Origin of the sequence: Streptacidiphilus albus JL83, assembly GCF_000744705.1 — a bacterium.
GTDB lineage: Bacteria > Actinomycetota > Actinomycetes > Streptomycetales > Streptomycetaceae > Streptacidiphilus > Streptacidiphilus albus.
Window position 1 is genome coordinate 4,174,730 of sequence record NZ_JQML01000001.1, and the last position, 14,584, is coordinate 4,189,313.

A 14,584-nucleotide genomic window follows, 5' to 3' on the forward strand; every position below is an offset into this window, starting at 1 on the left:
CGGCCCATTCGACCCGGTGTTTGACTGAGCGTCAACCATGCCTTGTGCAAGAACCATTGAACACCTGCTGGGGCCGTGCGTCAGTGGGGCGGGAAATTCCGGCGCTCCCGGAGCCAGCGGTCGGCGGCGTCCACGGCGGGCGCCACCGGCACCAGGAAGCACTCGGCGGCGCCCACCCAGCCCTCGCCGAACTTCACCGACTGCCGTACCGCCGAGCCCAGTTCCGGGAAGTGCCGGTCGTCGAACCGGATTCCCTCGAACTCCGCCCATTCGGCCGTCCCGTCCTGCCCGGCGACCCGGCAGCGGTACAGCTGGGTGGGCGGCTCCGGCTGTCGGCAGTCGGCCAGGTGGTAGGGGCTCAGCAGCCAACTGGGGATGCCCAGCAGCAGGGCCGAGGCCCCGAGTTCATACAGGCGGCCGATGGGTGACTCCTCGCCGAGGTGGCAGGAGCGGGGGTGGACGGCGGTGATCCGCGCCGCCTCCGGGCCGACCGCGGCGAAGGAGCACTGCGGATGGCTGCTGCGCAGGGCCCCGCGGGTGCGGCGGACCTCCTCGGAGAGTGCGCCCATCGTCGGCGAGCTGGGTGTGGTCGCCGGATCGAAGGCGGGCATCGCCGCCAGGAAGCGTTCCAGCGCCCCGCGGTCCAGGCCGGCCGTGGCCTCCCGGTGGGCCCGGGAGCTCAGCGAGTTCTCCGGCGTGCCGGTGTACGCGACCAGCGTGCCGGTCGGACCGAGCGCCCGCCGCAGCGCCTGCACCACCGTCCGCGCGCCGCCCCGGACCGGGCCGAGCCTCCGCATCGACGCCTGCACCAGCAGCACGCCGCCCTCGGTCACTCCCAACTCCCGCAGCTCCCGCAGCAACTGCGTCCCGCCGATCGCCCCGCTCATTCAGCCCCCTACGGCCGCACCGTGCTCGCCGGCCCAGACCGCCTCGTCCCGGGCGACGCGTTCCGCCACCGCAGCCTCGACGCCGCGGCCCACCGGCTCCTTCGTCCACGGTCCCACCGTCGCCCGCATTCCGACAGTGAAACGTGCCCCGAGTCCGGTCAGCGCACCGGAACCGGCCAGTGTCTCCACGGCGGCGGCGGTGTGGTCCCGCCAGCGGACGAACTCCTCCTCGGCATGGCGCAGCACCGGATCCGGGCTGCCCTGGGCGCGGTGGTCGCGGACCCGGGACAGCCAGTACTCGGTGACCCCCAGATGCGCGTAGGTGCCCTGGAACAGCCCCTCCAGCGGACGCGGGTCCGGGCGCCAGGGGGCGCGGTAGCGCCGCTCGTGCGCCGGGTCGAACAGCTGGTACAGGTCGAATGCCGCACCCAGCTTGACGTGCTGGAACTCGTGCACCAGCAGCAGTGCCAGCAGGTCGTCGGCCGGGGGGCGGGCGATGCCGACCGCACCGTAGGAGTGCCGGGTGGCGGCGCTGCTGCCGCGCCCGCCCGGGAGTTGGACCAGCGGGGTGACCACGGCCAGGCCCTCGGCCAGCCCGGGGGCGTAGCCCGGCAGGGCGCGCTCGATCAGCCGCCGGGCCCCGGCCAGGCCCTCGGCCCAGGCCCGGTACTCGGCCCGGTCCAGCCGCCCGGCCGCCGCGTGCCCGACCCCGTAGCGGTCCCGCAGCGGGTCGGTGTCGTCCAGTGCCAGGCTCAGCCCGGGTCCGAGCGCCACCCGGCGCAGCGGCAGCCAGCGCGGGTCCGCGGCGGCGCCCTCCGCGGCGTCTCCGGGCAGCGGCAGCCGCAGCCGTTCGCCGTCGCAGTCCACGGTGAACCGGTCCGCGCCGTCGGGCGCGACCAGCGCCTCGCGCGCGCCCTCCAGCCGCAGCACGCCCAGGGTGGGCAGCCGCAGCAGCCCGCCGCGCACCGGGACCGCGACCGGCTCGCCCTGGCCGGCCCGCAGCGTCGCGGCGGCGGCGATCTCGGCGATCCCGCCCAGGTCGACGGCCGGTCCGGAGCCGTCCATCCGGAGCGCGGCGGCGGCCCAGGAGCGGGTGTAGGGGTGGGCCAGCACCTGGTCGAGGGCGTCGGGGGCAGCCGCGTCCAGCTCGGTGACCCGGGCCCAGGCGGTCCGGTCGGCCGGGGTCGGCTCGGCCCCGCTCCAGACCTCGGCCAGCAGCTGGCGGTTCAGCTCCAGCTGGAGCTCGGTCAGTGCCCTGACTGTTTCGGCGCTGCCGTATCCGGCAGCCAGCTCGTCGAACTGAGTACCGGTCAGTTCGTCCTCGACGGAACGCTCGTCCTCGACGGCCATCGGTGCTTCCCTCCGCTGCTCACGTTGGCTGACCCCGGTGATGAACGCGTAGAGGTCGTCGCAGAACACCGAGGGGTTGTCGAAGTCCGAACCGGTGCGGTAGCGGTGGGCGTACAGCCCGCCCCCACAGGAGCGCACCACCGGGCACTCCTGGCAGGCGGCCGAGAGGCCGGCCAGCCCGCCCTGACGGTCGATCATGCCCGGGTGCCGGGCGGCGGTGTCCAGGTCGTCGGCGAAGACGTCGAAGCCGGTGGCCGGGGCCCCGTCGAAGGCCGTCTTCAACGAGTCCGCCTGCTCCAGCGTCCCGTCGGTCTCGATCACCACCAGGTCGGCCGGGTCCAGGCCGAGCGACTCGGTCAGACTGGGTCCGCCGCGAAGGGTGCTGTGGATCGAGTCGAACATCCGCACCGCTACCGGCCGGCCCTGGGCGTCCCAGCGGTCGTAGACGGCGCGCAGCCAGTCCGCATAGGGGGTGGCCGTGCCCTCGGGGCGCAGCGGCGGGGTGTCCCAGGTCGCGTGCGGCAGCAGGAAGTCGATCCGCGGCGGGCGGAGCTCCACCAGCGCGTCGTAGACCGCGACCGGATCGTTCCGCACGTCGACGGTGCAGAGCAGCCCGGCGTAGAGCGGGCGGTAGCGGGGACGATTCAGCAGCTCGATGGCGCTCAGCACCCGGTCGTGGCTGCTGCGCCCGTCGGCGTAGCGGCGGTGCAGGTCGTTGGCGGCCCGGTCGCCGTCCAGCGAGACCCCCACGGCGATGTTCTGCTCCAGGAACAACTCGCAGTAGCGCTCACTGAGTTGGACCCCATTGGTGTGGATCCGCAGATCCAGCGCACAGACGCCGTCCAGCGCCTTGTGCAGCAGCTCGCCGGCCCGGCGTAACAGTGCCGGACCGGCCAGCAGCGGTTCTCCGCCGTGAAGGACGACATGAACCTTGTCCAGCCGATGGCCGCGGGCGTGCTCGGCGATCCGCTCCGCCGTCCGCGCCAGCACCTCCTCGGAGGCCACCTTGGGCCTGCCCCGCCAACTGGTGTCCTCGTGCTCGTAGACGTAGCAGTGGTCGCACGCGAGGTCGCAGCGGCTGTGCACCTTCAGCACGAACTGACGGAAGGGCACCGAGGAGGCTTCCATGAATTTTCGTTTTTCCTGTGGCCGGTTTCAGATGGAGGAATTGAAACCGGCGACGGCGAGCCGATCCGCCGGGTTCTCCGCGAGAACGCGAGCGGCCATGGAGCGCTGGGCCGAGGCGTCCTGCCCGGTCATCTGGTCCAGCGACCGGCGGCGGCCCTTCTTTGGCGCGTCGATAACCGTACGGGAAACAGTGGTCTGGAGAACGAGGTTCACGGCGTCATCCTTTGGGTAGGGGGAAGCTGGAGAGGATCAGCCGCTCGACGCGCGCATACCGCTCCTTGGCGCGAATCCTAGACACACCGGGACCGGTCGCGCATGACCATGACTCGAGCCGACCCATCGCGTCGGCTGCGGCTTCCGTGGCGCACGCCTCTTCCCTTCCGATTCGGTGTCACTCGAACGGAGGACCAGCACAGTTGGGCCGTTCGAGTAGACGGCTGTCGGCCGTTCGGCCGAACGGAGCTACGCCACCGGTAGCGGCCGGTCCCGCGCCCCCGTGGCCGCGCGGCGGACAAAGGCCCTGGACGAAGACCCGGCGGACATTCCGCGGCGATCCCCCGGCAGCCGCGTCCAGGATTTCCGGCCGGAACTCCGGCGGCACGCGCCGGAGAGCCGAGAATTCCGGCTGCTTTTCGAGCGACTCGCAGACGACGCATTGTCGGGATTTCCGGGTCCGACCGGACCCGCCCCCGGGCGGAGCAATCCCGCTTTCGCCGGGCCCCGCCCCCCGCCCCGGTGCGCCGGGCCTCATTCCCCGCATCCGCCGAATTCCCCGGCCGACCGGCCCGACCGTTCCGGCCCGCGCCCGACCGCTGCCGCCGCCCCGGGACGGCCCCGGGGAGGACCGCCCGGGAGCCGTACGGCACCGCGTGCCACCGGGTCCGTCCGGAGCAGGAACGTCCAGCGAGCCGTCGGCATCCAATCGGCTCGCGACGGGACCCGACCCGTTACGGCCAACTCCTGGGCAGACCCTCGACAGTCGGCAGCCGACGACGGCATAATCGAGGTCCTGCCACGATCCATTTCTGACTACCAATCATATATGACTGCCAGCTCGTATGTTGATGCGATCCACCACCGGGCGGGCGCATGCGGCGCACATAGGGGGCTGGGACCGGAGTGGGACGCATGGGCGAGCAGATCCACACGATCGGGCGAACTTCCGCACCACCCGCCCCGAGTGCCACTCTGAGCAGCCAGGCGTCCACCACAATGGTGCCTCCGGTGCGTCCCCCGCAGTACCTCCTCCCCGCGAACCACGACGACTGCCCTCCACGCGCCGATCGGTCCAGCGCAGAGAGAAAGGCGTCGATGAGGGTCGAGCCCCACCAGGCCGGTTCAGCGCAGGGGCGCACCGGCGAAGCCGTCCTCCCCGACCGGTCCGAGGCCCCCGGCTTCCACTCCGTCGCGGGTCCGGGCGGGCGTACCCTCGCGGTCGAGACCTGGGGCGACCCTCAGGGCGATCCGGTCTTCCTGATGCACGGCACCCCCGGCAGCAGGCTGGGCCCGGTGCCCCGACCGGTCGAGCTGTACCGCCGCGGTGTCCGGCTGATCAGCTACGACCGCCCCGGCTACGGCCAGTCGAGCCGTCAGGCCAACCGCCGGGTCAAGGACGCCGCCGCCGACGTCGGGAGCATCGCGGACGCCCTGGGTCTGGATCGCTTCTCCGTCGTGGGCCGCTCCGGCGGAGGTCCGCACGCACTGGCCGCGGCGGCGCTGCTCAGCGACCGGGTGCGCCGGGTCGTGGCGATGGTGTCGCTCGCCCCGCCGAAGGCCGAGGACCTGGACTGGTACGCGGGCATGGTCGACTCCAACGTCACCGCCTACCAGCGGGCCGGCCGGGAGTCCTACCAGGAGTTCCAGGAGCTGCTCAAGGACAGGCGGCTGCCGATCGCCGGGGAGAACGGCGATCCGGGGCATCTGATCCAGGAGCTCAACCAGGAGTGGGAGGACTCGGACCGCAATGTGGTGGCCGACTCCGGCATCCGGGTGCAGCTGCGCGACTCCGTCTTCGAGGCCCTGCACTACGACCCGCAGGCCGGCGGCTGGGTCGACGACGTGGTCGCGCTGACCAGCGACTGGGGATTCCGTCCCGAGGACATCCCGCCCACCGTCAAGACCCTGCTGTGGCACGGGCAGCAGGACCACTTCACCCCCTCCGACCACACCCGCTGGCTGGGACGGCACATCGACCACGCGACGGTGGTGGTCGAGGAGGCGTTCGCCCACTTCACCGCGCTGACCCGGTTGCCCGACGTGCTCACCTGGGCGGTTTCACGGGGCTGACCCCGCCCCGCCCGGCCGGGCAGCCGCTCGGCGGACGCCCGGCCGGCCGTTCACCCGCGCCTCCTCACCACTGCTGGAGTTCCAGGATCCGGCTCACCCGGTTGCCCGCCCTGATCCGGAGGTAGTCCGGGTGACCGTTGCCGAGTGCGCGGGCCAGGTCCTGCATCAGGTCGATCCGCAGCCGCTGCGCCTCCACCGGTCGTTCCGCGTCCTCCAGCGTGACCGCGAGATTGGCGGTGCAGACCAGCGCGTCCAGGTTCTTCTCGCCGTAGCGCGCCTTCAGCAGTTCCGTCGCCCGGCGCGCGCCGGCCTCCGACTCCTCGTAGAGGCCCAGCTCACCCTGGATGTTGGCCAGGTTGGCCATCGAGCAGAGCGAGAAGGGGTGGTTCTCCCCCAGCACCCGGACCAGCAGCGACAGCGTCCGCCGTCCCAGTTCCAGCGCCTCCTGCAGCCTGGCCGGGTTCTTGCCGGCCCCGCGCAGGTACACCACCACGTTGTCCGCGGCGCCGAGGGTGCTCGGGTGCTCCTCCCCCAGGTCGCGCAGATACTCCCGGTGCACCTCGGCGGCCTGCTCCAGGGCGGCGTCGGCCTGCCCGGTCGCCCACAGGTCCGCGGCGTGGCCCAGCCGGCAGAGCCGGGTCTCCGGGTGGCCGTCGCCGTACTGGGCCTTGTAGGTGCTGTAGGTCGCCCGGCTCAGCAGCAGCGCCTCGTCGGCCCGGCCGACCAGGCGCATGGAGACGGCCAGACTGCGCGTCAGCGCGAGGGCGTCGATGTCCTGCTCGCCCAGCAGTTCGTCGCCGCGCTCCTTCAGCAGCCGCAGCCGGTCCAGCGCGTCGAGCAGGTTGCCGAGGTCGCGCGTGTCCCGCGCCAGCAGGCCCTGGGAGCGCAGGGTCTCCCGGTGCCCCGGGCCCAGCTTCCTGGACCACCCCTGCGCGGTGGAGGTGTCGATCTCCAGTGCCTGGAAGTAGTTGCCCGCGAGCCGGTGGTCCACGGCCAGGTTCCCCGCCATCAGCAGGGTGCGGCTGCTGAACTGGCCCAGCGTCGTGCGCATGGTCGCGTAGGTCTGCTCGTCGAGCTCCAGCGCCTCGGCGAACCGGCCCAGCGCCCGCAGGTCGGAGCCCAGGTTCCCGGCGGTCATCAGTGCGTGCACGTGCCCCTGGCCGTTCATCTCGGTCTGCCGCCGCAGGGTGTCCTGGTCCAGCCGCAGCGACTCCTGGTAACGGCCCTGCATCCGCAGCGCGTTGCCGAGCTCGGTGCGCAGCCGCAGCGTGACCCAGTCCGGCTCCTGCTCGGCCGCCGACGCGGTCCAGCGGGCGTTCAGGTCCTCGGCCAGGACCTGGGCGGCGGCATGGTCGCCGCTGCGCCACAGGTAGCGGACCCGGTCCAGCATCAGCTGCCGCACGTCCTTCTCCAGGCAGCGGTCCGCCCGGGAGGGAATCAGGTGCGGCCAGATCTGCTCCATCCGGAAGCGGTTGACGTCCTCGTCGACCTCGCCCTCGATCCGCTCGCGCGCGTTCACCAGCAACTGGTGGACCAGGTGCTGGGTCTGCTCGCGCTGCTCGGCGGACAACGAGTCCCGCACCACGGCCTGGACCAGCCGGTGCATCTGGACGCTGTCGTCCCCGGTGTCGATCCGGGCCAGCGAGAGCTTGCCGATCTGCTCGAACACCGTGCTGAAGCTGCTGGGGTCGATGATCGTCGGGTCGAACTGCTCCAGGTGCCGACGCAGGGCGTCGGTCCGCAGCAGGGTCCGGGCGATCGGCTCCGGGCCGAAGTGGGCACAGATCTCCAGCAGCCGGGCGGCGGCCGGGGAGGTCGCCCGCAACGCCTCGATCGACACCTGCCAGGTGGCCTTCACCGAGTCCGGGTTCTCGCCGTCCGCGCCGAGGTCGAAGGCGACGCCGAGCCTTCCGTCCAGCAGTCGCAGGTACTCCTCGACCGGGATGTGCGTGGTGTCCATGTAGGCGGCGGCCTGCTCGACGGCCAGCGGGAGGTCGCCCAACCGCTCGGCGACCCGGTCCGCCTGCTCCAGGGTGAGCTGCGGAACCCGGCCGCGCAGGTGGTCGGTGCTCTCCTTGCGCTCGAAGACGTCGACCGGGACCAGTTGGGCGTAGTCCCCCCAGGCGTGGTTGCGCGAGGTGATGATCACGTGGCCCTGGCCCTGCCCCTGGCCGCCGCTCGGCATGTAGGCACTGACATCGGCGGGCTCGCGGGCATTGTCGAAGATCAGCAGCCAGCGCGCGGTCGGACGGTCCTGGCGCAGCGCATCCACGGCCGCGTTGGCGGCGACGGTCGTCACGTTGGAGACCGTGACCCCCGTCCCGCCGGGCAGCCCGCCCGCGTTGGCACCGGTGACGACGGATCGGCGCTCGATCTCGCGGGCCAGTTCCGCCAGGGAGTCGGCCACCATCTCCGGCTGGTCCGCCGAGATCCACCAGATCAGGTCGTAGCTGGACCGGTAGCGGTGCGCGTACTCCTTGGCGAGCTGGGTCTTCCCCACACCGCCGAGGCCGTGCAGCGCGGCCGGCACCAGCACCGTGTGCTGCCCGCCCTGGAGTTGGTCCCGCAGCCGGTCCAGCTCCTCGATCCGGCCGGTGAAGGTGCGGTTCCGGGTGGGCACGTTCCAGATCTGCGGCTGGCTGGCCGGGAAGCGGGCGGTCACGCCCATGTTCTCGGTCGGCAGCCCCCGGCGGTCCGCGTCGACTCCGCGGAGCAGCGTCTGGGCCGCCGCCGTGCTGCTCAGTCCGGCCAGGTCGACCAGCTTGCTGTCGCTCTCGCCGACGCCGCTGAACACCTGGTCGAGCTGGACGTCGCCGACCCGCACCGCCAGCGGCCTGATCGTCCCGGACAGCTGGCTGCGGGCCACGATGCGCTGCCAGAAGGCCGCCGCCCTGGCCGACCGCCGGAAGGACCTGGAGAGGACGGCGACGACCCGGTGCGCGCCGTCGACCAGGCGGTCCTCCTCCAGGCTCTCCACCCAGTCCGTCCCGATCTCGGTGCTGGTCACCTGGTAGCCGCTGGTCTGGAAGACGTCCATCATCCACTCGGCCCAGTTGCGGTCCTCGCGCGCGTAGGCGAGGTGCAGGCCCGAGGCGACGGTGTGCTGCCGGGTGTAGCCCTCGCTCCCGCGCTTGCGCAGGGCCTCGTCCATCCGCGGCATCGCGGTCACCTCGCCCCGGGTGATCACGTCCGTCAGTCGTTCGCAGGCGGCCAGCAGCGAGCCGCTGACGCCGGGCGCGTCACCGAAGGTCGCCAGGATCTCCTCGTAGGCGTAGAAGGGCTTGTAGGGGAACTGGATGGATCCCCAGTACTCGCCGGGATCGGGCTCGGCCAGGTTGTCGAGGATCCTGGCGAACTTGCGGCGGGCCAACTCCCGTCCCGCTTCCGCCTTCTTGAGCTCGCCCTCGTCGATGCGCATCGGCACCGGCAGGATCCGGGACGGCCGGGGGCGCTTCCGGTCGAGGATCCAGTTGGCGATCCGCGAGGCCCCGTCGATGCCCTGACTGCTCAGGGTGAAGCAGACCACCAGGGTGTCCGGCAGGTCCGTGGTGCAGACGCTGGAGCTGTCGCTGAGACCGGTGCGGCTGTCGATCAGGATGTAGTCGTACTCGCGTCGCATGTCCTCGCGCATGGCCTCGAAGAACTGGCCGCCGTTGCGCTTCTCGTAGAAGTCGTCCCACTTGATGCTGCCCAGGGCACTGGAGTAGCGCTGGTCGATGTGGCCGGTGGGAACGAAGGTCAGGCTGCCGCCGGGAGGGAAGTGCGCCCAGTCGAGCTCCACCGTGTGCCGGGCCACCGAGGCGTACTGCGGGATGAGTTCACTGATCTCGCTCTGCGACCAGCGGCGGCGCGAGAACATGTCGCTGTACTCGGTGATCATGTCGATGACCCCGGTGCAGTGGTCGAGCTTCTTGGGGTCGAGGAACGGCCGGAAGAAGCTGTCGAGGCCGGGCGCCTCCAGGTCCCAGTCGACCGCCAGCACCTTCTTCCCCGAAGCGGCGAGGATCCACGCGGTGTTGGCCAGCGCCATGGTCCGCCCGGTTCCGCCCTTGTAGGAGTAGAAGGTGATGACGTGTCCGTTGCGGCCGTTGTCCGTCATGGTGATTCCTCTGCTGTTACTGCGGTCTGGTCGGTCTGCCCGGTTCTCCCGGCGTCCTGCCTTCGTCCCTGGTCGGTTCCTGCGAGCGGGCCCAACAGCCGGCCGAGACCTGTGCCCCTGCTGGAGAGGCTCGCCTGCTCCGGCTCCACCGCGCTGGCGACACGCCGTAGTTCGGCGGACAACTGCCGCTCCAGCTCGTGCTCGTCGGCGACCACGTACAGCGGTTGCCCCCACTGTCTGCGGAACCGGCCCCACCAGGGTTCCAGCAGGTCGACGGCGCGGACCAGCAGCGCGTCGACGGGGTCCGCGCGGACCCGCCCGCTCTGCGGATCCGCCGCCTGCTCCCAGGGCACCAGCACCGAGAGCGCCGAGACGTCGCAGTCGGCCAGCGCCCTGCACAGGGCGTCGGCGCGGCTGCTGCTGCGCAGCGCCCGGGGGTCGACCACCAGCACGGTGGGCGCGCCCGCCACGACGGCCCCGGTGGCCGGGTCGAACTCCTCGACGACCGGCCGCAGTCCGCTCCTGGCCGCCTGCCGGGCCACCAGCGCGGCGACCTCGCGGGGGGAGCCCAGCGCCCCGTAGGGGACCCGGCCCTCGAAGTCCCCCTCCGGGGAGGTCAGGAACAGCACCCGGACCTCCGCCGTCGACCGGTCGTCCGGCGCGACCGGGAACGTGCCGGGCCCGGCGGCGAGGTCGGGTCCCACCGGGCCGCCGGCCTTCGGCCCGACGCGGCCGAGCGGGAGGGCGCTCCGGCCGGCGGCGACCGACTGCTGCGCCACCCCGTCCACCACCCGGAGGTACTGCTGCTCCCAGTAGCTGAGCCTGATCAGGGCCGAGAGCCCGTACCGGGCATAGCGCTCGCCCAACTGCGCGTGGTCGGTCGGCGGCGTGCGGGCGTCCGGCGGCAGCAGCGCGCGCGGCACCGCCTCCCAGAGCACCGGGACGATCCGCCGGGGTCCGGCCTCCGGCCGGGCGGCGTACCACCACTCGCGTCCGCAGCGGACGTCCTCGAAGTAGGCCGCCGAGTAGAGCGGCACCAGCACCCGGCACTCGGCCAGGGCCTCCTCCCGCTGCTTCTCCGCCTCCTCGGGGACCCGGTCCGCGATGCTGAGGAAGACCAGCGGCGGCACGCCGGACGCACCCCACCAGTACGCCACCCGCTGCTCCAGGTCCCCGTGGAACCGCTCCAGCCAGGGGCTGCCCCGGTGCCGGCGCGGAGCGCTCAGGTAGACCAGGGGCGACCGAACCGCAGGGCACGCCATCTACCCGACTCCGTCCGTGGCCATCCGCTTCCCTAACCGAGGTCCGGCACCGGGGGCGGGGCGCCGGCCGGGCCGCTCAGCATGTGCTCGAACCTGTCGGCCGTGGGCTCGAACGGGTTCTTCGCAGCGGCCACGTCCATGGGCTCGCCCGGCTCGGTGACCGTCCTCCGGGCGACCCGCCTGATCCGCTCGGCCAGCAGCCAGAGCGACCGGTCGCAGTCCTCCCACAGGTCCGGACGCGCCAACAGGGCGTACAGGCCCAGCCGTTCGTAGGACTCGGGGAACTCGACGTCCCAGAACTGGTACTTGCTCGCGATCTCGGGCACCGGCAGGTCGCCGAACGGGATCCAGTGCACCGGGACGATGGCCTTGGTGTCGGTCTCGACGCCCTCCACCCGGGCGACCCGCTGCTCGAAGACCCACCACTCCTTGCCGCACCACTCGCTGGCGAAGAAGCGCGGCGACAGCACCGGCACGAACACCTTGCAGCGGGCCAGTTCGACCGACAGCCGGTTCTGCCAGTCCTCGCCCAGCCAGATCCGACTGTCGATCATGCCGATGTCGGCGTCCTTCGCCAGCGGCGTGGCCATCTCCCCGAGATGGTCCCAGAGCGCTTCGAAGAGGCGCTCCACCGGACCGCGCGGCCCGCGCGCGGGATGCCTGCGCGTGGGCGGGGCAGGCGGATGCGCATGGCTCAGGAAGAAGTAGGGACCGCGATCCTCGCCCGCGTTCGTGCCCATCCGCACCCCCGACTCAGCCCGATCGAGTCAGATCCTAGCTGAACCGTGACGTGACGTACCATCATCTGTCTTACTAATCTGTCAACTTGAGTCGCATTTCGATCCATTCCAGAAACTGCGAGCCGATGTCGGTCAACGCCCGGGAGCCCCGCAACTGCTCCGCCGCCGCGGTCACCTCGCTCCGGAGGCGTTCGTGCCGCCGCAGCGCGTCCGGGTCCGCGTCCGACCGCGCCCGCGACATCCAGTAGTCCATCACCGCGAGGTGCGCGTACACGCCCTGCAGCACGCCCTCCGGGGGGCGCGGGTCGGGACGCCAGCCCACCGGGATCAGCACCTCCGCGTCCGGCAGGCAGAACCGGTCCAGGTCCAGCAGCGCGTCCAGCTTCACGTGCTGGAGCTCGTGGACCAGCAGCAGCGCCAGCCGCTCGGCCGAGACCGGCCGCGCGATGCCCACCGCGCCGAAGCCGTAGCGGGGGGTGCCGCTGACCTCCTCGCCGGGCGCCCCCGGCCGCTGCGGAACGATCGAGCGGAGCCCTGCGGCCAGACCCCCGGCGTAGGCCGGCAGTCTCGCCCCGACGATCCGCCAGGCCTCCCGGAGCGCCGCCTCCCAGGCGGCGAATCCGGACTCGTCGGGACGCTCGACCGGGAGCATCCCGGCGGCCGGATCGGTGTCCTCCAGGGCGACACCGACCGTCCCGTCCACCACGAGCCGGCGCAGCGGCTCCCAGCGTCCGCCCACCCGCTCCGCCCAGTCCGCCAGCGCCGTCGCCGGATCGGCCGAAGGCGGCAGGTCCACCGGCACCGGGTCCCCGGGGATCCGGTCGAAGACCACCCGGCCCCAGGTCGGCAGGGACAGCACGCCGTTCCGGCGCACCGGGACCGGGACCGGCCGGTGCCAACCGGCGTGGAGCACCGCCGCTGCGGCCGTCCGGGCCAGGGCGGCCTCCACGTCCGCGCCCCGGAATCCGCCGGGCAGGTCGAGGCAGCCGCGCAGCCAGTACTGCACGAACGGCTGCGCCAGCACCGCGTCCAGCGCCGCCGGAGCCTGCGCGTCCAACGCGGTGAGCAGCCGCGGGACCTGGTCGTCGGGGCACAGGCCGATGACCCGCGCCAACAGGCCCCGGTTCAGCTCCCCCTGACTCTCCGCCAGCGCCTGCACGGCTTCGGCGCTGCCGGGCCCCTGGGCCAGCTCGGCGAACTGCTCCTCGCGGAGGACCAGGGCGTGCACCGGCGCCGCCGTGCCGGACGGCCCGGTCCGCCGCGCCGTTCGCGCCGCGTCGGCCGCCTCCAGGCCGCCGATGAAGTCCAGCAGGTCGTCGCAGTAGACCGACGGATGGTCGAAGCCTCCGCCGCCGGGCTCGGAGCGGTAGCGGTGCGCGTAGAGGCCGCCGCCGCAGGCCCGGACGACCGGACAGTCGCGGCACTGGCGGCACAGCCCGTCGAGGCCCTGCTGCCGGGCCAGAATGCCCGGATGGGCCGCGATCTCGTCGAAGGAGTCGGCGAAGACGTCCAGGCCGGTGGCCGGAGCCCCGTCGAAGGCCGTCTTCAGCGAGTCGGCCTGCTCCAGCGTTCCGTCGACCTCGATGACCACCAGGTCGACCGGCTCCAGGCCGAAGGACTCGCTCCGGCTCCGGCCGCCGGCCAGCGCCTGGTGCAGCGACTCGAAGATCCGCACCGGCACCGCCCGGCCGTCCTCCTCCCAGCGCTCGTGGACCACCCGGAGCCAGTCCGCGTAGGGGGTCCGCACCCCCTCCGGGCGCAGCGGCGGACGGTCCCAGGTGGCGTGCGGCAGCAGGAAGTCGAGCTGTGGCGGCGCCAGCTCCACGAGCGCGTCGTAGACCTGGCGCGGATCGTTGCGGACGTCGACGGTGCACAGCAGTCCGGCGAAGAGGTGGCGGTAGCGCGGGCGTTTGAGCAGCTGGACCGCCCGCATCACCTCGGCGTGGCTGCTCCGCCCGTTGCGGTAGCGGCGGTGGAGGTCGTTGGCCCGGCGGTCGCCGTCCAGGGAGATGCCGACCCGGATCCCGTAGTGCAGGAAGAGCTCGCAGAACGCCTCGTCCAACCGCACCCCGTTGGTGTGCACGCACAGGTCCAGCTCGGCCACGCCGTCCAGGGCCCGGTGCAGGATCTCGGCGGCGCGGCGCAGCAGTTCGTGCCCGGCCAGCAGCGGTTCCCCGCCGTGCAGCACGACGTAGACCACCGGCAGCGCGTGGGAGCGGGCGTGCTCGGCGATCCTGGCCGCGGCCGCCCGCAGCACGGCGTCCGAGGCCGCGCCGGGACGCCCGCGCCAGCTGCTGTCCTGGTGCTCGTACACGTAGCAGTGGTCGCAGGCGAGGTCGCACCGGCTGTGCAGTTTCAGCACGAACTGGCGCAGCGGAACCACCGGCCCGCCGATCGGGCGAAGGTCCGGCGTCACCTGGCCGAGGAGCCGAACGCGGCCACTCCCGTGTTCTCCGCAGCGCGGCCGGTCGCGGCGGCCCGCTCCAGCATCGCGGTCAGCAGCGGCCCGCCCTCGGCGGCCATGAGCGCCAGCGGAACCCGGGTCCCGGGCCGTCCACCGCCCGTCGGCCCGGTCCGGGTGAGCACACGCATCTCGGGTGAGTTCATCAGATGTCCAGCCTTCCGCACGCAGCGAATCCCCGTGGTCGCCGCCGTGGATGCCCGCACCGATTCCGGCTTCCCCGGTGTCCTGCCGCCGAGGACCTGCCCTGCCGCGCGCGCACCCCGCCCGGCGCTTCGTGGTACTGGTCACATTGTCGCCACGGGGACAGGCCGAGCCGCAAGACCCCCGCCGTGGGGAAAGCGCGAAAGGACCGGTAAGCACCTTCTGGC

Annotated in this window: 9 protein-coding genes; 1 reads left to right on the forward strand and 8 read right to left on the reverse strand. The window is 72.5% G+C overall.

The window, feature by feature from the left end; all coding sequences use genetic code 11:
- Positions 1-80: 80 nt before the first annotated feature.
- Genes BS75_RS17925 through BS75_RS17935 form a run of 3 tightly spaced genes read right to left on the reverse strand, consistent with a single transcriptional unit; the run spans position 81 to position 3,578 of the window.
- Complete coding sequence (locus BS75_RS17925) at positions 81-887, reverse strand: aminoglycoside N(3)-acetyltransferase (protein WP_034088956.1); 807 nt, start codon at positions 885-887, stop codon at positions 81-83.
- Complete coding sequence (locus BS75_RS17930; protein ID WP_034088957.1) at positions 888-3,365, reverse strand: FxsB family cyclophane-forming radical SAM/SPASM peptide maturase; 2,478 nt, start codon at positions 3,363-3,365, stop codon at positions 888-890.
- Positions 3,366-3,392: 27 nt separating this feature from the next.
- The gene (locus BS75_RS17935; protein WP_034088958.1) at positions 3,393-3,578 is read right to left on the reverse strand and encodes a hypothetical protein; all 186 of its coding nucleotides are present in this window, start codon (positions 3,576-3,578) and stop codon (positions 3,393-3,395) included.
- A 1,098-nt stretch (positions 3,579-4,676) separates the two neighbouring features.
- Here BS75_RS17935 and BS75_RS17940 point away from each other — a divergent pair.
- Positions 4,677-5,651, forward strand: a complete 975-nt coding sequence (locus BS75_RS17940; RefSeq protein ID WP_034088959.1) for an alpha/beta fold hydrolase — start codon at positions 4,677-4,679, stop codon at positions 5,649-5,651.
- 64 nt (positions 5,652-5,715) lie between these two features.
- Here the strand turns inward: BS75_RS17940 and fxsT are convergent, their stop codons facing one another.
- The 5 genes from fxsT to BS75_RS17965 form a co-directional block, all read right to left on the reverse strand.
- Complete coding sequence (fxsT, locus tag BS75_RS17945; RefSeq protein ID WP_034088960.1) at positions 5,716-9,750, reverse strand: FxSxx-COOH system tetratricopeptide repeat protein; 4,035 nt, start codon at positions 9,748-9,750, stop codon at positions 5,716-5,718.
- Entirely contained in the window at positions 9,747-11,012 is a 1,266-nt protein-coding gene (locus BS75_RS17950; RefSeq protein WP_034088961.1) for a toll/interleukin-1 receptor domain-containing protein, read from the reverse strand. The genes fxsT and BS75_RS17950 overlap by 4 nt, the downstream gene beginning before the upstream one ends.
- 32 nt (positions 11,013-11,044) lie before the next feature.
- Positions 11,045-11,752, reverse strand: a complete 708-nt coding sequence (locus BS75_RS17955; protein ID WP_052069515.1) for a TIR-like protein FxsC — start codon at positions 11,750-11,752, stop codon at positions 11,045-11,047.
- Between the two features lie 73 nt (positions 11,753-11,825).
- On the reverse strand, positions 11,826-14,168 hold the full coding sequence (locus BS75_RS17960; protein ID WP_231607818.1) for an FxsB family cyclophane-forming radical SAM/SPASM peptide maturase: 2,343 nt from the start codon (positions 14,166-14,168) through the stop codon (positions 11,826-11,828).
- Entirely contained in the window at positions 14,165-14,359 is a 195-nt protein-coding gene (locus BS75_RS17965) for a hypothetical protein (RefSeq protein WP_042438173.1), read from the reverse strand. Before BS75_RS17965 ends, BS75_RS17960 begins: the two co-directional genes overlap by 4 nt.
- Positions 14,360-14,584 lie beyond the last annotated feature (225 nt).

Excerpts from the sequence above, each read along its gene's own strand:
- BS75_RS17930 (WP_034088957.1), bottom strand. The coding sequence starts at position 3,365 with ATGGAAGCCTCCTCGGTGCCCTTCCGTCAGTTCGTGCTGAAGGTGCAC.
- BS75_RS17955 (WP_052069515.1), bottom strand. The coding sequence starts at position 11,752 with ATGGGCACGAACGCGGGCGAGGATCGCGGTCCCTACTTCTTCCTGAGC.
- BS75_RS17940 (WP_034088959.1), top strand. The coding sequence starts at position 4,677 with ATGAGGGTCGAGCCCCACCAGGCCGGTTCAGCGCAGGGGCGCACCGGC.
- fxsT (WP_034088960.1), bottom strand. The coding sequence starts at position 9,750 with ATGACGGACAACGGCCGCAACGGACACGTCATCACCTTCTACTCCTAC.
- BS75_RS17925 (WP_034088956.1), bottom strand. The coding sequence starts at position 887 with ATGAGCGGGGCGATCGGCGGGACGCAGTTGCTGCGGGAGCTGCGGGAG.
- BS75_RS17950 (WP_034088961.1), bottom strand. The coding sequence starts at position 11,012 with ATGGCGTGCCCTGCGGTTCGGTCGCCCCTGGTCTACCTGAGCGCTCCG.
- BS75_RS17965 (WP_042438173.1), bottom strand. The coding sequence starts at position 14,359 with ATGAACTCACCCGAGATGCGTGTGCTCACCCGGACCGGGCCGACGGGC.